The sequence below is a fragment of the Allorhizobium sp. Av2 genome (assembly GCF_021462805.2).
GTDB lineage: Bacteria > Pseudomonadota > Alphaproteobacteria > Rhizobiales > Rhizobiaceae > Allorhizobium > Allorhizobium vitis_G.
In genome coordinates this window covers 3,675,597-3,695,019 of record NZ_CP192696.1, presented here as the reverse complement: position 1 = coordinate 3,695,019, position 19,423 = coordinate 3,675,597, and the positions used below count along the sequence as shown (strand labels likewise).

Annotated in this window: 16 protein-coding genes and 1 pseudogene; 2 read left to right on the top strand and 15 right to left on the bottom strand. The window is 58.8% G+C overall.

Features of this window, described 5'->3' with window-relative positions; all coding sequences use genetic code 11:
• Positions 1-122 precede the first annotated feature (122 nt).
• Positions 123-3,101, top strand: a complete 2,979-nt coding sequence (gene polA, locus FS819_RS17215; protein WP_156549103.1) for a DNA polymerase I — start codon at positions 123-125, stop codon at positions 3,099-3,101.
• Positions 3,102-3,143: 42 nt separating this feature from the next.
• On the opposite strand, the gene FS819_RS17210 is transcribed toward polA, so the two are convergent.
• The 5 genes from FS819_RS17210 to FS819_RS17190 form a co-directional block, all read right to left on the bottom strand.
• A complete protein-coding gene (locus tag FS819_RS17210) occupies positions 3,144-4,004 on the bottom strand; it encodes a C40 family peptidase (protein WP_156549101.1) in 861 nt (286 codons plus the stop codon).
• Between the two features lie 2 nt (positions 4,005-4,006).
• Positions 4,007-4,357 (bottom strand): MarR family winged helix-turn-helix transcriptional regulator, encoded by a 351-nt coding sequence (locus tag FS819_RS17205; RefSeq protein ID WP_012654721.1) that lies wholly within the window; start codon positions 4,355-4,357, stop codon positions 4,007-4,009.
• Positions 4,358-4,447: 90 nt separating this feature from the next.
• Positions 4,448-5,818: a cytochrome b/b6 domain-containing protein gene (locus tag FS819_RS17200; RefSeq protein ID WP_156549099.1), complete on the bottom strand. Its 1,371-nt coding sequence runs from the start codon at positions 5,816-5,818 to the stop codon at positions 4,448-4,450.
• 185 nt (positions 5,819-6,003) lie between these two features.
• Positions 6,004-6,651: a YceI family protein gene (locus FS819_RS17195; RefSeq protein WP_070163939.1), complete on the bottom strand. Its 648-nt coding sequence runs from the start codon at positions 6,649-6,651 to the stop codon at positions 6,004-6,006.
• Between the two features lie 648 nt (positions 6,652-7,299).
• Positions 7,300-8,688, bottom strand: a complete 1,389-nt coding sequence (locus FS819_RS17190) for a leucyl aminopeptidase family protein (protein WP_070163940.1) — start codon at positions 8,686-8,688, stop codon at positions 7,300-7,302.
• A 274-nt stretch (positions 8,689-8,962) separates the two neighbouring features.
• Between FS819_RS17190 and FS819_RS17185 the strand changes: the two are divergent.
• Positions 8,963-9,772 (top strand): annotated as a pseudogene (locus FS819_RS17185) (tetratricopeptide repeat protein); the annotation flags it as partial.
• A 96-nt stretch (positions 9,773-9,868) separates the two neighbouring features.
• Here FS819_RS17185 and FS819_RS17180 read toward each other — a convergent pair.
• The 10 genes from FS819_RS17180 to phnL form a co-directional block, all read right to left on the bottom strand.
• Positions 9,869-10,498 (bottom strand): LysE family translocator, encoded by a 630-nt coding sequence (locus FS819_RS17180; RefSeq protein ID WP_156549096.1) that lies wholly within the window; start codon positions 10,496-10,498, stop codon positions 9,869-9,871.
• 204 nt (positions 10,499-10,702) lie between these two features.
• Entirely contained in the window at positions 10,703-11,326 is a 624-nt protein-coding gene (phnN, locus tag FS819_RS17175) for a phosphonate metabolism protein/1,5-bisphosphokinase (PRPP-forming) PhnN (RefSeq protein WP_409050031.1), read from the bottom strand.
• A complete protein-coding gene (locus tag FS819_RS17170; protein WP_156549095.1) occupies positions 11,326-12,477 on the bottom strand; it encodes an alpha-D-ribose 1-methylphosphonate 5-triphosphate diphosphatase in 1,152 nt (383 codons plus the stop codon). Before FS819_RS17170 ends, phnN begins: the two co-directional genes overlap by 1 nt.
• Positions 12,477-13,178, bottom strand: a complete 702-nt coding sequence (locus FS819_RS17165) for a DUF1045 domain-containing protein (protein ID WP_234624733.1) — start codon at positions 13,176-13,178, stop codon at positions 12,477-12,479. Before FS819_RS17165 ends, FS819_RS17170 begins: the two co-directional genes overlap by 1 nt.
• A gap of 112 nt (positions 13,179-13,290) precedes the next feature.
• Positions 13,291-14,790 carry a phosphonate ABC transporter, permease protein PhnE gene (gene phnE / locus FS819_RS17160; protein WP_156549090.1) on the bottom strand — a complete coding sequence of 500 codons (1,500 nt, stop codon included), beginning with the start codon at positions 14,788-14,790 and terminating at the stop codon, positions 13,291-13,293.
• 9 nt (positions 14,791-14,799) lie between these two features.
• Entirely contained in the window at positions 14,800-15,762 is a 963-nt protein-coding gene (phnE, locus tag FS819_RS17155) for a phosphonate ABC transporter, permease protein PhnE (RefSeq protein ID WP_156549088.1), read from the bottom strand.
• A 204-nt stretch (positions 15,763-15,966) separates the two neighbouring features.
• On the bottom strand, positions 15,967-16,875 hold the full coding sequence (phnD, locus tag FS819_RS17150) for a phosphonate ABC transporter substrate-binding protein (protein WP_156549086.1): 909 nt from the start codon (positions 16,873-16,875) through the stop codon (positions 15,967-15,969).
• A gap of 155 nt (positions 16,876-17,030) precedes the next feature.
• A complete protein-coding gene (gene phnC / locus FS819_RS17145; RefSeq protein WP_070163946.1) occupies positions 17,031-17,870 on the bottom strand; it encodes a phosphonate ABC transporter ATP-binding protein in 840 nt (279 codons plus the stop codon).
• 116 nt (positions 17,871-17,986) lie between these two features.
• Entirely contained in the window at positions 17,987-18,610 is a 624-nt protein-coding gene (locus FS819_RS17140) for a DapH/DapD/GlmU-related protein (RefSeq protein WP_156549085.1), read from the bottom strand.
• Between the two features lie 75 nt (positions 18,611-18,685).
• Entirely contained in the window at positions 18,686-19,414 is a 729-nt protein-coding gene (gene phnL, locus FS819_RS17135) for a phosphonate C-P lyase system protein PhnL (RefSeq protein ID WP_070151207.1), read from the bottom strand.
• Positions 19,415-19,423 lie beyond the last annotated feature (9 nt).

Sequence of the window (19,423 nt, the reverse complement as noted above, 5' to 3'; positions counted from 1 at the left end):
GGAATGATTACAAAGCGGTAAGCTTTTCGTGATGACACAGAAAAATCGTCACTTCACTCTGTAAACGGTTTTGGCGTGATGTGGCATGGACCTTTTTGAGCCGCCGCGCTATCCCTTGGCGCATGAAAAAAGGCGATCATCTCTTTCTTGTCGACGGCTCCGGCTTCATCTTCCGGGCCTTCCATGCGCTTCCGGCACTGACCCGCAAATCGGACGGGCTGCCGGTTGGCGCGGTCTCGGGCTTCTGCAATATGATGTGGAAGCTGCTGACCGAAGCACGCGACACGTCAGTCGGTGTCACGCCCACCCATCTGGCGGTGATTTTCGACTATTCGTCGAAAACCTTCCGCAAGGATCTCTATCCAGAATACAAGGCCAATCGCTCCGCCCCGCCGGAAGATCTGGTGCCGCAATTCGGGCTGATCCGCCAGGCGACGCGGGCCTTCAACCTGCCGTGCATCGAGACCGAGGGTTTCGAGGCCGATGACATTATCGCCACCTATGCCCGGGCTGCCGAAGCCATCGGCGCGGATGTCACCATCGTCTCCTCCGACAAGGACCTGATGCAGTTGGTGACTGCCAATGTCCATATGTATGACAGCATGAAGGACAAGCAGATCGGCATTCCCGAGGTCATCGAGAAATGGGGCGTGCCACCGGAAAAGATGATCGACCTGCAATCGCTGACCGGCGACAGCACCGATAACATTCCCGGCATTCCCGGCATCGGCCCGAAGACGGCGGCGCAATTGCTGGAGGAATATGGCGATCTGGACACGCTGATGGCGCGGGCCTCCGAAATCAAGCAGAACAAGCGGCGCGAAAACATTCTGGCCGGTGCCGAACTGGTCAAGCTGTCGCGGCAATTGGTGACGCTGCGCACCGATGTGCCGCTGGACATGCCGCTCGACGCGCTGATGCTGGAAAAGCAGGATGGACCAAAGCTGGTCGCCTTCCTGAAAACCATGGAATTCACCTCGCTGACACGGCGCGTCGCCGACAATTGCGAGTGTGATGCGGGCGCCATCGAACCCGCCACGATCTCGGTGGAATGGGGTTCGGCAGCCCGTGGCCCGGATCTCGACGCCGGTGAGGCTGCACAGCGGCCAGCCTCCAGCCAAGAAGCCGGACCCTCAGCACAATCCGCCAAGGCCGAGGGCGCGACGCCTGCCGATCTTGCCGCTGCCCGGCAATCAGCCTTTGGTGGCCAGCCCATCGACCGGTCCACTTATGTGACCATTCGCGATCTTTCCACCCTGGAAGGCTGGATCGCCTCAGCGCGGGAGGCCGGTGTTGTCGCCTTCGATACCGAAACCACCTCGCTTGACCCGATGCAGGCCGATCTGGTCGGTGTATCACTCGCCCTTCAGGACAATGCGGCGTCGCCGGGCGCAGCAACCATTCGCGCCGCCTATGTGCCGCTTGGCCACAAGACCGGGCGTGACGACCTGTTCAGCGACGGCCTGAAACTGGCAGACAACCAGATCCCGATGAGCGAGGCACTCGCCGCCTTGAAGGGCCTGCTGGAAGATCCATCGGTTCTGAAAGTGGCGCAGAACCTGAAATACGATTACCTGGTCATGAAGCGGCACGGCATTGTTATCAGGGGTTTCGACGACACGATGCTGCTGTCCTATGTGCTGGAAGCTGGCGTCGGCGCGCATGGCATGGACAGCCTGTCGGAACGTTGGCTCGGACATACGCCCATTCCCTATAAGGAGGTGGCAGGCTCCGGCAAATCGCTTGTCACCTTCGATTTCGTCGATATCGACAAGGCGACCGCCTACGCCGCAGAGGATGCGGACGTCACGCTGCGTCTCTGGCTGGTGCTGAAGCCACGGCTTGCAGCTGTAGGCTTGGCCCGCGTCTACGAGCGGCTGGAACGGCCCCTGGTGCCGGTTCTGGCCGAGATGGAAGAGCGCGGCATTACCATTGATCGGCAGATCCTCTCGCGGCTGTCAGGCGAGTTGGCGCAGAAGGCCGCCGCCTTTGAGGATGAAATTTACGAACTGGCTGGCGAGCGTTTCAATGTCGGTTCGCCCAAACAGCTTGGCGATATCCTGTTTGGCAGAATGAACCTTCCCGGCGGCTCGAAAACCAAGACCGGCCAATGGTCAACCTCCGCGCAGGTGCTGGAAGATCTGGCCGCCCAGGGCGAGCCCCTGCCCCGCAAGATCGTCGATTGGCGCCAGTTGACCAAGCTGAAATCCACCTATACCGACGCCCTGCCCGGCTATGTTCACCCGCAGACCAAGCGGGTCCACACATCCTATTCCATGGCGGCCACGACGACAGGTCGCCTGTCGTCATCCGAGCCGAATCTGCAAAATATCCCGGTGCGCACTGCCGAAGGCCGCAAGATCCGCACCGCCTTCATTTCCACCCCAGGCCATAAGCTCTTGTCTGCCGATTATAGCCAGATCGAGCTGCGGGTGCTGGCCCATGTGGCGGATATTCCGCAATTGCGCCAGGCCTTTGCCGATGGGGTCGATATTCATGCGATGACCGCCTCTGAAATGTTCGGCGTGCCGGTGGACGGCATGCCGTCTGAAGTGCGCCGCCGCGCCAAGGCGATCAATTTCGGCATCATTTACGGCATTTCCGCCTTCGGTCTTGCCAACCAGCTCAGCATCGAGCGGTCGGAAGCGGGCGAGTATATCAAGAAATATTTCGAGCGCTTCCCCGGCATCAAGGACTATATGGAAAGCACCAAGGCCTTCGTGCGCGAGCATGGTTATGTCGAAACCATCTTTGGACGGCGCGCCCATTACCCGGAGATCAAATCCTCAAACCCATCGATGCGGGCCTTCAACGAGCGGGCAGCAATCAACGCGCCCATCCAGGGCTCCGCCGCCGATGTCATCCGCCGCGCCATGGTGCAGGTGGAACCGGCGCTGGCCAAGGCCGGTCTCGGTGACAAAACCCGGATGCTTCTCCAGGTGCATGACGAACTGATCTTCGAGGTCGAGGATGAGGCCATCGAGGCTGCCTTGCCGGTGATCGTCTCCACCATGGAAAATGCCGCCATGCCCGCCATCGCCATGCGCGTCCCACTGAAGGTGGATGCCCGCGCCGCCGATAACTGGGACGAGGCACATTGACAGGCTTCACCTGATTGGGTTGACCGGTCGAAGCGTGGGTCTCTAAGCGATCCGTTCCGGTCTGCGATAACCGGTCGGCTGCTGGTAGAGCCAGCCGATCCGGGCGATGGCGGCGTCCACGTCTTCGCGGGCGACGCTCATCGTGTGACCATTGGCATGCAGCAGGGTGCGCTCGTCTTCCATGATACCGGCATGGCCTTTCCAGAAGATCAGGTCGCCCCGGCGCAGATCGCTCCGGTCAATCGGGTTGCCGAGGCCCGCCGCCTGCATGTCGCTGTCGCGCGGGGCGCTCAGCCCGCACATCTGCATGGAGAGCTGGACGAGGCCGGAGCAATCGATGCCAAGTCCGCTGCGTCCGCCCCAGAGATAGGGCGTTTCCAGAAAACGGGCGGCGATGGCCACATAATCCTCGCCTGCCGGTGTACCCAGAGCGCGGCAATGATCGGCAATCACCGCATGACCGTCACTTAGCAGAAAGTAGCGAGTGCCACGGGTCTCAGTCTCGCCGGTGACCGTTATCCGGCTCCCCATCGAGATGGTCCGCGCATTGGGATAGCGCAGGTCCGGGCCGGTGTAGAGAAAACTGCGTGGCACTGTTATCCAATGCGTGGGTGGCGCTTCGATGGCGGCTATTGCCGTTTCCGGCAGATAGCCGACATAGCCATCCAGACCGGCTTTCACCCAGGCCCAGCCATCGGCGCGGTCAAACACTGTAACCTCTTCGCCCAGCAGCATCTCCGTATCGATTCCACAGGCAAAATCCGGGCGCGGGCGCAATGCGATAACCGGCACGACAATACGCGCCGGGGTGCCGCTGACATAGCGCTCGGCCTCCACCCGGTCGCGCAGGGCCGCATCGGCGAGATCAGGTCGATAGGCATTCAGCCGACGGTCCAGTTGCATGTTCACGTCCTCATGCCACGCGCCTGCTCAATGATCAGGTCGCCGAATTTTTCCAGATAAAGCGCCCCTGCCACCGTGCGCTTGATGATGACATTGCGCTTGTCCATATCATCGCGCACCCGGTCGACAAACCCCATGCCGCCCATGGTATCGAGCGCACGGGTAATGACCGGCTTGGTGACCTTGAGGGTGGCGGCAAGCCCCCGAACGGTATGCGGCGGCGGAACCAGATAGATATGCAGCAGGATTGACAGCTGGCGCAGCGTCAGGTCGCGGCCATCCTCCTGCACCTGGCGCAAGGTTACGTGATGCCAAAGCCCCAGCGCCGCCGTTGCGGTCAGTTCCAGGCTCATCCTCGGCTCCGCTCTCGTTTCGTACCCGTTATATATCACACGACAAAGCCCGGCACTGCAAGAGGCCGGGCCTGTCATGGATGGATGCGATCAAGAGCCCGATTTTGTTGCTGTCACCGCAATCTTGACAGAGATGGATTTCGACACCCATTCCGCCGATGGATCGGAAAACATCCCGAGATTAAGGGCTGCGCGATCCAGTTCCAAGGCGCCCTCCACCTGCGCCTTGTTGCCTTCCATTTTCAAGCTGAAGGGCAGAACAACCGGCAGAGGTTTGTTCTTGATGCTGAGAGTGCCTTTCGCCTCATAGCGATCGCCTCCCAGGGCGCGAAATTCCGTGGTTTCGAATTTGGCCTCTGGAAACCGGGTGGAATTGAGCCATTCACCATTCTTCAACGAACCTTCCTGGGTCGCATCGCCGGTTTTGGCAGAGGCGGTTTTCACCAAGATCACCGCTTTCGAACCAGCAAGATTGGCAGGATCGAAGCGAATATCACCACTCCACTCTTCAAACCGGCCATTGAAGGCATTGCCTGCATGGGTGCCACCAAAGCCGATGCTGGACGATGCCATATCGATGGTCCATACGGGGGCGGTTGCCGCCTGGACCGGCGCGGTTTGGACATCGGTTTGCGCAGGGTTGGCCTGGCTGGCATTTGCGGATGGCTGCGGCGCTGTGGCGGGCGGTTCAGCTTGTGCCTCCACCGCCGATGGCTGCTCGGCAAGCGGCGGCGGCAAATGCATGACCCAACCAATGGCCGCCGCCATAACGACAAGCGCCAAGCCGAAGCCATGCGACAAGCCACTCGTCTTCCCTTTGCCAGACGTGCTGTGAGCAGCCTTACCGGCCCGCAGAAAAGGCACCATCTGCGCCAAAACACCATCCCGCTCGATAAAATGATGCTTCAAGGCCGCTGCGACATGCAGAACGATCAGCACTGCACCGCCGTAAGCCATATAGCTATGGGCACCCATCGCGCCGAAGGCGAGGTTGCGATGTCCCTCAAGGCCCGGAAGATGCGGGATTGGAAACAGGCCAAACCAGGAGGTAGCCACATCGAGCGGGCGGTCCGTTGCAATCGCCCAGCCGGAAGACACGTAGATCCAGCCGGTCAAGGGCAGGACCAACATCAGGCCGTAGAAAGCGATATGCGTGGCATTGGCGAGAAACCGTTCCCAGAGCTTCATGCCGGATGGCAGGGCTGGCGGCTTATGGGTTGCCCGCCAGACGATGCGCAGCACGGTCAAAGCCAGAATGGCAAATCCGATGGATTTGTGGATCTGAAACAGCTGATAGGCCAATTGCTGGGTCTCAGGCCTTTTCAAGGCCCGCACCATCCACCATCCCATCGGGATCATCGACAGGATCATCAGCGCGATCGCCCAATGCAACGCGATGGCAACGCCGGTATAGCGTACCGCAGCCCGCGGTACTGTCTGGTGCTGAAACGCCGTGTTCATGGCTCTTAAAACCTATATTTATCAATGATAAAATTCGGAAAATTCTGCGAGCCGGATGCCCGCTGCGACGCAGGCTCTGGGCCGATTGAGGATGCTGATTGCGCCACCAACCCCATCGGCCCAAAGGCATTTACGCAGAGGCCTGTGCCTCACGTGCTGCTTTCACCATTACTTCAGGTCAACCATCACTTGGATGGAGATGCTGCCGGGTCCTGGATGAACTCACCGTCAAAGCGGATCGTCACATCCTTGCCGACGTAACCGACAGGTTGGCCAAACGCCGTTCTGTCAAACGTACCTTCCGCGGCAAATCCAATGGCGGGAACGCCTGCAAATGGATGGCTGTCAATCGCCCCGTTCAGCGTTGCATTCAGTGTCACCGGCTTGGTGACACCCAGGAATGTCAAATTGCCGACGATTTCCGCTGTCTTGTCACCGGTCTTCTTCACGCTGGTCGATGCGAAAGTGATCTTCGGGAAGGCGTCACTGTTGAGCTTTTTCGGATCCTTGCTGATCTCCTCAGTCCAGGTCGCATAAGGCGATTTGGCGTGGGTGGCTTTATAATCCGCTGGATAGGGTACATCCACCGATGTCGGATCAATCGTTACCTCGATCTTGGAGGCTTCGATTTTTGCCGGATCGAGAGAAAGCGTCGCTTCCAGCTTTCCAAACCGGGCCGTGTAGTTGGAAATCGTATTGTGCTTGACCGACCATGTCAGGTCGGCATGGGTCGGGTCTAGCTTATAAACACCAGCGGGCGGCGCACCCTGGGCATCCTGCGCCGAAGCTGTTGCCACGCCGCCAATGGTCAGGCCACCAAAACCTGTTGCCATTCCAATAAATACTGAATTTATAACGATTTTTCTCATATTGAAATTCATTAAATCAATCTCCTTTTTCCGTTCCATGCGCCGAAAACGTGTGGAGCGGAGATGCCAATGTAAAATAAAAAAAATTTGAATTTTCTAAGTCTTGAAATTTAACATGTAAAAATTGAAATGCCGAATAATTATTTTAATTCAAATAAAAATCCCTCCAAACCGGTTCTTTTTGCGCTTTAGCGCGATATCAGGCTTTTCAAACAGGCCTGTAATGCTTTGAAAATAAAGGCTTTCGAGATCAGCTGACGATGTTTAGGTGAATAACTGCTCTGGACCCATCAAGGAGAGGTCTTACACCTGGCATTGGGAATAGTCGGCTCCTGACGCTCAAAACACGATAATCATAGTCAAAATAAAAAATGAACGATAGCCTCTTTGTCGTCAACAGATGATGAACAGTCTGTCAAACGGCACAACAATACTGAGGCCCTGATAACCCCAAACTGGCGTCAGGTTCTTCAACTGAGAAATGATGAGTGCAGCGGCCTTAAGGAATGGTCACTGAAGATAGATTGCCGGATTTCAGATTTCGGCGCACCTTCACCCTCGAGAGATTTTCAAACCTCTCGAGGGTGAAGACAGCATCATCAACGCTTTCGCTTATTTGAGCGCAGCGATATAGCGATAAAGCGCGCGAATCGCCTGTGCCTCGCCACCAACCGGGCTATGAGGCCGCTCTTGCGGCGCCCAGCCGAAAATGTCGAAATGCGCCCAGCTTGCCGTTCGGGTGACAAAGCGCTTCAGGAACAGCGCAGCGGTGATTGCCCCTGCCATGCCGCCCGCAGGTGCATTAGTGAGGTCGGCAATCTGCGAGCGGACCATTTTCTCGTAACCAGGGAAAAGCGGCAGGCGCCACATCGGGTCGTCCGTTTCAAGGCTTGCATCTGCCAGCTCATAGGCAAGCGCATCGTCATTGGAGAAGAAGGCCGGCACATCCGGCCCGAGCGCCACACGGGCAGCCCCCGTCAGTGTCGCCATGTCAATCAGCAGGTCCGGTTCCTCTTCATCGGCATAGGTCAGGGCATCGGCCAGGATCAACCGTCCCTCGGCATCCGTATTGTCGATCTGAACCGTCAGGCCCTGACGGCTTGTATAGATGTCACCGGGCCGGAACGCATTGCCGGCTATGGAATTTTCCACGGCAGGCACGATGACGCGCAGATCCACCTTAAGCTTGGCATCCATGATCATAAGGGCAAGGCCCAGCACATTGGCCGCGCCGCCCATGTCCTTCTTCATCAGCAACATGGATGAAGACGGCTTGATATCCAGCCCGCCGGTGTCGAAACAAACGCCCTTGCCGACCAGGGTGATCTTCTTGTGGCCCTTCTTGCCCCAACGCATTTCGAGAAGCCGCGGCGCTTGGGCGCTGGCCCGGCCCACGGTGTGAACCAGCGGGAAATTCCGGTGCAGCAGCTCATCGCCAATCACCACGCTGACCTCTGCCTTATAATGATCGCCCAGCGCCCGGAAGGCTTTTTCCAGATCTACCGGCCCCATGTCATTGGTGGGCGTATTGATCAGGTCGCGGGCCAGGAAAACGCCTGCCAGCTGGCGGGCAATGTCGCTGGCATCCGCATCCTGAGGCATCAGCAGTTTGGGATGATCCGAACGCTCGGCCTTATAGCGCTCGAAACGATAGCTGCCCAGGCCATAGCCCAGAACCAACCGGTTGGCCGTCAATGGCGCGGTCTCGATATGCCAGTCGCCAGCCGGTAATGCCCGCGCCAGCTTGCCCGCCAGAAACGGATTTTCTCCTGGCGCGCCGCCGAGGCCAAGGAGCGCTCCGCCCAATTGTCCATCGCTGGTGGGGATCAGCAGCAGCGAACCCACATCCGCCTTGTAACCTGCCTTCTTCGCCCAATCGAGCGCAACAGGGTCAATCGCCCCGGTTTCGATATGGGCCGGCGTCACCGCGAAAATCGGCAGGGACTTACCGCCCTTGGTCAGAAACGGGGTGGGTCTTTCAATATATTGATAGGGTGCCATGATTGCCCTTTTGCTGTTCCATCACTTCACAGTCAGCTTTACCGCAAAATTCCTTAGAATCGGTTCCTTCGCGGAGGTTTTCTCTGGTGAGAAGGCCGGGTCCGATTTTTCCCGCAGATATACGGCTGACTAAAATGTCAAACGCCGGATGGTCTCGTAGACCAGAGGCATTTTAACACTCCATTAGGGTTAACAGATTATTGCTTTTCTATGGTTGCAGGGTCGATGACGGTGATTCGTCCGCCTGTGAATTCAGGGGTATGGGGATAGAGTGATGGCTGTTTGGCGTTCATCCATTCAGATTTGTGGGGCACTGCCGGCTCTTTCGGTGTTTGCTCTGGCGCTGGCGCTGACGGGCTGCGCCACCACCTCCAACACCGATAAAATGCCGACCGGCTCGATCCCGAGCATGACCAAGCCCGTTGATCAGATGACGCCGGGCGAAATCGCCATGGCCACGGACAGCATGGGCCGGGCCTATGAGAAAAATCGCAAAAACGCACAGGTCGGCGTGGCCTATGCCAATCTGTTGCAGATGGGCGGCCGCGCGCCGCAGGCTTTGTCTGTCATGCAGCAAGTGGTGATCGCCAATCCAAATGACCGCCAAGTGCTTGCTGCCTATGGCAAGGCACAGGCTGCAGCCGGCCAGCTGGAACAGGCCTTGACGACGATTGGCCGTGCCCAGACCCCCGACCGGCCAGATTGGCGGCTGTATTCGGCCCAGGGCGCGGTTCTCGACCAGCTCGGCCGCACCCAGGAAGCGCGTGCCGCCTATCAGCAGGCCTTGCAGATCCAGCCCAACGAGCCATCGGTGCTGTCCAATATGGGCATGTCCTATCTGCTCGGAGGCGACCTGAAAACGGCTGAAACCTATCTGCGCAGCGCATCCCAGCAACCCGGCGCCGACAGCCGGGTCCGCCAGAATCTTGCCCTTGTCGTCGGCCTTCAAGGCCGTTTCGACGAGGCCGACCGGATTGCAAGAGCCGAACTTTCACCCGACCAGGCAGAGGCCAATGTGGCCTATCTGCGCACCATGCTAAACCAGCAGAATACCTGGAAACAATTGGCGTCTAAGGACACAGCCCAGAACCCCGTCAGGAAACCTGCCCAGTCCCCCGCTAGGGATCAGCCCCCCGTCAAGGATACGAGCCTGGCGGCAACCCCTCTTCGGTAAAAGGCGTCAGGGCCGCGCGCCCTCGAACACAAGGCGAAGTCCAAGTCCACCCAGAACCAAAGCCGCTAGGCGATCCAGCGGCTTCTTGGCTGCAATATAAGCCCGCCGGGGTATCGGCGCGGAAAAGACCAGCGCCACCAGCGCATACCAGCCCGCCTCCACCAGAAAGACCACGCCTGGCAGCATGATGAAGAGCAGGCTATCGGGCCGAGACGGCAGCAGAGCCGCGAAAATACTGGCATAGACAATCGCGGTTTTCGGATTGCTGATCTGCGTCAAAAAGGCGCTGAGATAAATCCTGCTGAAAGACCTGGGCGCAGCGGCGGCCTGCTCCAGATTGACCGGTTGGGCCGCACCGCGCCAGAGTTTCCATGCCATGTAGGCGAGGTAGAGGCCCCCCGCGACCTGCAAAACCTTATGAAGCCACGCAAGCTGGGTTATCAGGGCTGCCAATCCCGCAAGCGCCAGAACGGCGAAGATCAACCCGCCGGTCCCCATGCCGAGCGCTGTTACCAAGCCAGCTGCTCTGGAGTGGGTCATGGATGTGTGGCTGACCAAAAGAAAACTTGGACCGGGACTGGCTGCACCAATCAGCAAGGCGAATGCTATGGCAAATAAAGTGGCAAACATCGTCATGCGGCATCTCCATAATAAAAGGAAATTGCCCAGGCGCGCGGCGCGGATGATCCGCTAATCGCTCATCTCCAGAAAGACGAGCGCCACGCTTCCCGATGGTAGTCCATCTTCAAGCGAGCAAGAAAGCTGCCGCAATCCTTTGCATTAGCATCCTGCCGACTACGCTTTTATCGCCAGTAACGCGGTTAAATTGCCTATCACATTTTATAGCGCTGTTTCAATCGTCTCGATGAAACGCCTGCCCGCCTCTTCCAGCGTGCCGGAATTGTCGATGGTTACGACAGGATAATCACCGCGAATGTCAGGCGGGCTGCGTTGAAGCCGTTGCAGAATGTCCTCGCGGCTTTCCCGGCCCCTCGCTTCCAGCCGATCGGCCAGAACCTCGGGGCGGGCCGTGACATTCACCACCAGCATTCGCGGAAAAACCTGTGCAAACCGGGGAAGTACCGAACGTGAGCCGTTGGCGATCACCACGCTGCCATTCGATAGCCAGCGATGCACATCGTCAGGAATGCCATAGCTTAGACCATGCGCATCCCAATCGACCGCAAAACCGCCGGCGGCCTTCAGATCGTCGAACTCGGAGGGACTGACGGGGCGATGATCCTCCCCGCCCGCATTGGCGGCCCTTGTGATGACCCGCTGGACGAAATGCACAGGGCAGCGCTCAGCGTCAGTCTGTTCGGTAAAATACCGCTTGGCATAGGCAATCAGACTATCCTTGCCCGCTCCGCTTGGGCCGACCACGACAATCATCCGGCCTTTATCTTCAGCCTTGTCGCCCGGATGATCAGGCCTGTTATCAGGCATGGCGGAATGCGGCGCCATCACGCAACCCTTCTGCCCTGGCGCCAGACGGAGCGTACCACCGGCACGCCACCGTGATTTTCGCTGTAGCGCACCCGCACCAGATCGGCGCGCAGGCCAGGGGCAATCCGGCCCCGGTCTTCCAGCCCGACGGTGCGGGCCGGTGTCGAGGTCACCATGGCGAGCGCCTGCGGCAGGCTGATCGCCTCATAGCGATGGGCAAGCACGAAAGGCGCGTGCAGCAGGCTGAGCGGGATATAATCGGAAGACAGCACGTCGAGCACGCCGCGCTCGGCCAGATCCGTAGCGGCAATATTGCCGGAATGGGAGCCACCACGCACCACGTTCGGCGCGCCCATCAGCACGCTCATCCCCGCCTGGTGCGAGGCATCGGCGGCTTCAAGACTGGTCGGAAACTCGGCCAGACGCACACCGTGGCCCTTGGCCTCTTCCACATGGGCAAGCGTCGCATCGTCATGGCTGGCAACAGTAATGCCACGCTCAGCGCAGATGCGGGCCAGCGTATCACGGTGCTGGGAAGAATAGGCTGCCGATGCCTCTAACCGCTTTTCGACGAAGCGGGCGAAAGCCTCCTCGCTCAAGCCCTTCTTGGTCTTATAATAGAGTGTATATTGGTCCATGGTCTGGAACTGCCGCTGGCCTGGGGAATGGTCCATCAGCGACACCAGCCGCACATGCGGGTCCTGCGCGAAATCGGCGAAATGGTCGAGGACATTATCCGACGCCACTTCGCAGCGCAGATGCAGCAGATGCTCGGCGCGCAGCCGGTCATCCTTCTCGGCGGCCTGGATGGCATCGGCCATGTCGCGCATTTCGCCTTTCTCAAACCCGCCATCCTCGTCCGATCCCATCCGCAGACAATCGAATACGGTGGTAATGCCTGAGGTGACGATCTGTGCATCATGGGCCTGAATGGCCGCCGTCTTGTTCCAGCGCACGCCGGGACGCGGCGAATAATGCGATTCCAGATGATCGGTATGCAGCTCGACCAGGCCGGGGATCAGATAATCGCCGCCGAAATCCTCGCCGATGCGGCTAGTGCCTTCTGAGATTTCAGCAATCAGGCCATCGCGAATGACCACGGCGCCCTTCAGAAGCAGCCCACTTTCCAGCACCACAGTTGCATTGGACAGCACGGTTTCATTCGACATCACAGACTTCCTTCAGACCCGGCAAGGGGCAACCAGCGGTGAACGGTAAAGGGCGCATTGCGGCTCGGCTCGACAAACAGGCCAAGCCCGCCAATCGGCAGCGCCCGGTTGGTAAAATCAGCGAACCGGTTCTCCAGCACAGCGCGCATCGCATCGCTGCGCTCGGCATCAACAGGTCCGGTCAGGGTCATGTGAAACCGGAATTCCTCCATGACATAGGGATAGCCCCAGGTGTCCAGCAGCGCACGCTTGCGCTCGGAGAGTTTTTCCGGCTTGCGCCTGATAAGATCGGCCTCGCTCAAGGGCGCGCGAAACGGCTCGAAAACTTCGACAACCGAAGCGGCAAAATCCTGCAAGGGTTGATGGATATCTTCAGGAACCACGGCAAAGAACGGCCCAAGCTGATTGACCACGACCTTCGGGATCTCAAAGGCGGGCGTCGCCTTGCAAAACCGCGAAAACATCTCCAGCAGCGCTGCTTCGCTCTCACCTTCCTTGAGGGAAAACGGCGCTTTCAGCGTCGCATGAAAGCCGTAGCGACGCGGATCGGCGGTCAGGGCGGTGATCTCATCGTCTGAAAACCCTTCCACCGGCTGCCGGTCAAGATCCGCGCCGGTGAAGGCATCGCGGCCAAGCCAAAGTGCTGCGGCAAGGGTCAACGGATCGTCTTTGGGCGGTGTAAAATAAAGGGCGTAACGCACGGCAATCCTATCCCGGGAATCAGCTTGGAAGAGCCTGTATCTGACCCTTCTCAAGCGATGGAAGCAAGCCTTGTCTGGCAGGCGGCGATGCCGAAACTGCACCAGAGGAAGATCATTTTTGCGCGCCGATCAGTTTTGAGCGCAGCAGGTTGGACACGGCATCGAAGATAAACACCACCAGCAATATCAACAGCACCATATAGCAGACATTTTCCCAATTCTGGTTGGTACGCATCGCTTCCCAGAGCTTCAGGCCAATGCCACCCGCCCCGACCGCACCGATAATGGTGGCCGAACGGGTGTTGGATTCCCAGAAATACAAAGCCTGCGATGCAAAGACCGGCAGAACCTGCGGCAACACGCCGAAGCGCTGCACGGCGAGCGGCGAAGCGCCGACCGACTTTACCCCTTCGCGCTGCTTGTCATCGATATTTTCAAGCGCTTCGGAATAGAGCTTGCCGAGCGTGCCCGTGTCGGTGAAGAAAATCGCCGAGATCCCGGCCAGCGGCCCCGGCCCGAAGGCGCGGGTGAAAAACAGCGCCCAGATCAGCATATCCACCGAGCGCAGGAAATCGAAGAACCGCTTGGTCAGTTGGTTGACCGGACGGTTGCGGGTAATGTTGCGCGCCGCGATGAAGGACAGCGGAAAGGCGATCAGCGAGGCAAACACCGTGCCGACAAAGGCCATAACCAGGGTCTGCGCCAGCTTGGTCCAGACATCCAGATGCTGCCAGGAAGGATTGTAGAGAATATCGTTCCAGGCCAGCGACAGGTTGGACTGTTGTGGATCGAGCCTTGGACCGGTGGCGATCAGGCTGACCACTTCGGTTGCGGACCTGCCGAAAAATGCGGAATTGGTATCGAACAGGAAATTGGCCCAGCCAAAGAACCGGTTGCGCACCCTGACCCGGTCGGCGCTGATATCCGCCCAGCCCTGAAAGCCGAAATAGGCCATGACCCTGCCGCCACGTTCACGCTGTTCGACCCAGCCCGGCAGTGGGCCATCGGCAAGAACGGTGCCCGCCTTGCGGTCAAGCATCAGGGTGACGCGCTCGGCGCCCCGGTTCAGGACTACACTTTCCGGGCTGACCAGCAGCGAAGCGCTGGAGCCGAGATTGACATCGGCCTCCCTGATCACCTCTTCCTGGCGCGTGACCGGCGCTGCTTGGGCCGCGACCGGCGCCTGTTGCGGGGCTGCTGCCATGAAATTGAAGCTGGAAGCTTTTGGCGCGGGTGCCGCTGCCGCTGGCGCATCGGCAGCAGTAGTCGTGCGGGTCATCATCTCTTTTTTGGTCACCAGCCAATCCGGGTTCGGATTGGGACCAATTGGGTCGAAGCGCGAATAGGCAATGGAAATCGCCCCATCGGGCGCGATATTGATTTCCGGCCGGATCTCATAGGAAACCCAATCGGCCAGATAGTTGCCGGCAATCCCCCAGCTGGCGGTGGAGACCACTTTTCCAACCGCAAAGAACCACCAGGAAAAGGTGAAATACAGCGCAAGCAGGACAATGGTCAGCGGCACGCGGTAGCGCTGCCAAAAGCTGCGGCGGAAGATCTCCGGATGGCGGGCGGCGATCAGGTCCATTTGGGTGGCGTCGAGATGTGTCATGGCCGGACCTCAGGAAACAGCATGGAAGGCTTGCTCACCAACCAGTTTGCGGCGCAACCAGGCCGAAAACTGATCGACGGCGATCACCGTGGTCAGGAGCAGAATGATGATAGCAACGGTTTTCGCCGCATGGCCCTGGCTGATCGACAGGCGCAGCGGCTCACCAATGCCGCCACCGCCGACAGCACCGATAATCATCGATGCGCGCACATTGATTTCCATGCGCAGCAGGGCGTAACTGATGAAATTCGGCATGACCTGCGGCACCATGCCGAACCACAGCCGCTCCAGCCAATTGCCGCCGACGGCACGCAGGCCCTCGTCCGGCTTCATATCGGCATTTTCCACCACTTCGAAAAACAGCTTGCCGAGCGCGCCGACCGTGTGGACTGAGACCGCAATCATCGCCGGGATCGGGCCGATGGAGAGAATGGCGAGGAAAAACCCGGCCAGCACCACTTCCGGAAAGGCTCGCAGCAATTCCATGAAGCGGCGCACCGGCCAGCGGATGAACCTGTTCGGCATCATATTGCGGGCCGCCATGAAGGAAAAACAAAAGCCCAACATGCCGCCAATCAGGGTCGAGACCAGTGCGATATTCAGCGTCTCGATCATCTTGTAGAAATATTCCGGGATATAAAGCGTCTGGGTGAGATAGTAGCGCCCTTCCGGATAATTGTATTTCAGACTGCCATCGTCATAGGGCGACGGCAGGTCGAACATCGCCCGCCAGATCTCATTGCCATCGCGCGGAATGAGCGTTTCGACGAAATCGAACAGATGCGGCAGACGGTCGAAGAACTTGCCCGAATTGGTATCATTGGCAAACCATAGCGACCCCGCCAGCGCCAGAAGCAACACGGCAAGACCGGCTACCGTGTAAAGGCGGCGGGTTTGCGCCAGCGCATTCCAGTGGCTTTCGATCACGCGCCCCTGCTCGCTCAGCAAGGACAATCTGGCGGTATGGCTCATCTGGCACTTTCCAAAATGGACTAAATACCAAGGCATCGAAGATGCTCACGCATCCTCGCCTTGAAGGCATTGCAAATATCTCAAATGCATCGGTCGCTTGAGATATTTGCAAAAGGAATACGAACGGTCATTGAAAATGACCGTTCGTATAGTGGGTAAGCCGCCGGTGTTTGATACCGGCGGCTCTGATGTTTCCAGCTGCGATCAGCCGCCGATGGTTGCCTTGCGGGCGTCGATGACCGGCTTGTAGAAATCGACATTCACAGCCGCAAAGCCCTTGAAATCGCCGCCTTCGATGGCGGAGAAGCAGGCGGCGTCGGTCTTCGGCAGGTCCATCATGAAGGCCTTCACCTTGGTCTTCATGTCCTCGTTCATCGAGGAGCGGATGACGATCGGGCCGTTCGGGATCAGCGGCGACTTCCACAGTTCCACCAGGTCGTCCATGTTGAGGACACCCTTGTCGACCATCTTGCGCAGGTTGCCGGACGTGTAGCCGTCCTTGAAATTGCCAACCCCGGAGCCGAAGGTGGTGCCGGCATCGAACGTGCCCTTCAGCACTTCGAGAACCAGGTTTTCATGGCCGCCGCCAAAGCCTGTCGATGCCACATATTCCTTGACCGACTTGCCGCCGAGCGCGTCAGGCAGGGTCACGGTCGGGATCAGGTAACCAGACGTGCTGTCAGGATCGGCAAAACCGAGCTTCTTGCCCTTGATGTCGGTGACTTTGGTCATGCCGCTGTCCTTGCGGGCCACCATAATCGAGTAATAGCCCATCGAGCCATCGGTCTGCACCGTGGTCAGGATCGGCTCGACGGCCTTCGGGTTGGCGAGATAAGCCTTGGCATAGCCGGAAGCGCCAAGCTCGGCATAATCAAGCGTGCCACCCAGAAGACCCTGGATAACGCCGTCATAATCCGAGGCCGGGAACAGCGAGACCTTGGTGAAGCCGAATTCCTTCTTCAGGTGATCGGACAGGCAGTTGTAATTGCGCAACCGGTCGGCTTCGTTCTCGCCGCCGAGAATGCCGATGCGGAATTCCTTCAGGTCTTCGGCAGCAGCCACGCCAGCCAATGACAGAAGCGTCACCGAGGCAAGCAGAATTTTCTTCAACATGGTCTTTCTCCTGGTTTTCCGGTCTGGTTTCCCCGATGGACCGGATCTGTCTCTTGAACTTAAGAAAGGTGCCTTTGACGCGGGCAAGCGAAGGCGCTGCCATCGGGCTGGATGCCACGATAGAAATGCTATTTTTCAGGTCACGAATTGCTGGCTCAGCTTGCGGTGGCCGCCACCATCGGCACGGAAAGGGCAACCTCCGGCTTCGGCAGGCGGATCGCGGTCGATGTCATGCTTTCGTCAATGCCGTTGCCATCCTGGCCAGTGCCATAGATCTCCTGCACCGCCTGCGCCGTCAGCGCATCCGGCGGACCGTCGAACACCACCTTGCCCGCCGCCATGCCGATGATCCGCTCGCAATAGGACCGCGCCGTATCCAGCGTGTGCAGATTGGTGATCACGGTAATGCCTTCGCGCTCGTTGATGTCGCGCAGCGCATCCATGACGATCTTGGCGTTCAGCGGATCGAGCGAGGCGATCGGCTCGTCGGCCAGCAGCATTTTCGGCGCCTGCATCAGTGCGCGGGCAATAGCCACCCGCTGCTGCTGACCACCCGACAGCGTGCCAGCTGGCTGCAAGGCCGTCTGCTCGATGCCAAGCCGCTCCAAAGCGGCAATCGCCATGATCCGCTCTTCCCGGGAGAAGATATTGAGGATGCTCAGCGCCGTGGAGCGATGGTTGAGACGCCCCAGCATGACATTGGTGAGCACATCCAGGCGCGGCACCAGGTTGAACTGCTGAAAAATCATCGCACAATCGCGCTGCCAGCTGCGCAACGCCGAACCTTTGAGGCGCGTCACGTCCTGATCGCCGAACCGCATCGACCCGGAGGTCGGATCGGCCAAGCGGTTGATCATCCGCAGCAAAGTGGACTTTCCCGCACCGGAGCGACCGATAATGCCGACCATCTGCCCATGCGGAATGGACAGGGTCACGGCCTCCACGGCAATCTTCTTGCCAAAACGCCGCGTCACCTCGGTCAGTTCGAAATTCATGCGCTTGTTCCGATGTCATATCCAAATCCAGAGCGAGCTATAGTTCAGGTCGGTGAAGCGCCCATGTCAGTTTCATGACATTTCTGTTAAAATCAGAGGGTAGAAAGGCCTATACTTCAGGCTAAGACTTCATGTCGGGCCAGAAAATCTTCGGCGGAAAGTGTGCGGAAGTCGGCAAGGGCCGCGTGAAGTCGCTCATGCTGCCAATCCCACCAGGCAAGTCTGTCCATGCGCGCGCCGATACCTGGACCAAACCGGGGCTTGATCGGCTTGGCTGGCACCCCGCCGACGATGGTATAAGGCTCCACCGACTTAGACACGACCGCGCCTGCACCGACGACCGCGCCATTGCCGATGGTGACGCCGGGCAGGATGGTGGCGCCATGGCCGATCCAGACATCATGACCGATCACCACTCGGTTTTCCCGCCGCCAGTCGAAGAAATCCGTCTCCAGATCCGCCCCTTCGAAATAATCGACGGCGCGGTAGGTGAAATGATGCAGCGTGGCCCGCCATGTCGGATGATTGGGGGCATTGATGCGGACACTGGCGGCGATATTGGCAAATTTGCCGATGGTGGCGCACCAGATGGAAACATCCTGCATCACATAGGAATAGTCGCCCATCTCGACCTCATCGAGACGGCTGCGCTCGGCCACTTCCGTGTAGCGCCCAAGGGTGCTGTTCGTGACGCTGGCGGTCGGGTTGATTTGGGGCTCAAGTCCGAGACGGGTGCTCATGCGGCGATGCTCCTAGAGTTTGTCAGGGAAAAGTGGGTACTGGTTTTCCCGAAAAGACAAACGAAAACAAGAAAGCTAGAGGATGGCTGGTTCAATCTGAACCTGACGGCCCCTAGGTGAGAATTGCGAGACATCGAGAATGGTGTCGGCAACCGCTTCGCGCACTTCCTCGTCGTGGAAAATGCCGAGCATGGCGACGCCCTCGGCCTTTTTTCCGGCAATCAACTCGATGACCACGGCCCGGTTTTGCGCGTCGAGCGAGGCTGTCGGTTCATCCAGCAGGAGGATTTTATGATCGGTGATGAAGCCGCGGGCAATGTTGACGCGCTGCTGTTCACCGCCGGAAAAGGTGGCGGGCGGCAATTGCCAGAGCGCCTTGGGCAGGTTCAGCCTGGCCAGCAGATCACTTGCCACTGACCTTGCTTCGTCGATGGCCACGCCGCGCGCCGTCAGCGGTTGAGCCACGACATCCAGCGCCGACACCCTTGGGACGGTGCGCAGAAACTGGCTGACATAGCCCATCGTATCGCGGCGGATATCCAGCACCATGCGTGGCATGGCCGACGCCAGATCCACCACCGTATCGTGATGGCGCACCAGGATCTGCCCGCTATCGACGGCGTAATTGCCGTAGAGCATTTTCAGGATCGAGCTTTTGCCAATGCCGGACGGGCCGCCCAGCACGCTGCAACTGCCACTATTGACGGAAAAGCTGACATTGCGCACCACCGGCAGGACAAGCCCGTCGCGCAGATGCATGGTGAAACTTTTGGCGACATCGGAAACGATGAGAGGTGTGGGCATGGGTCTATC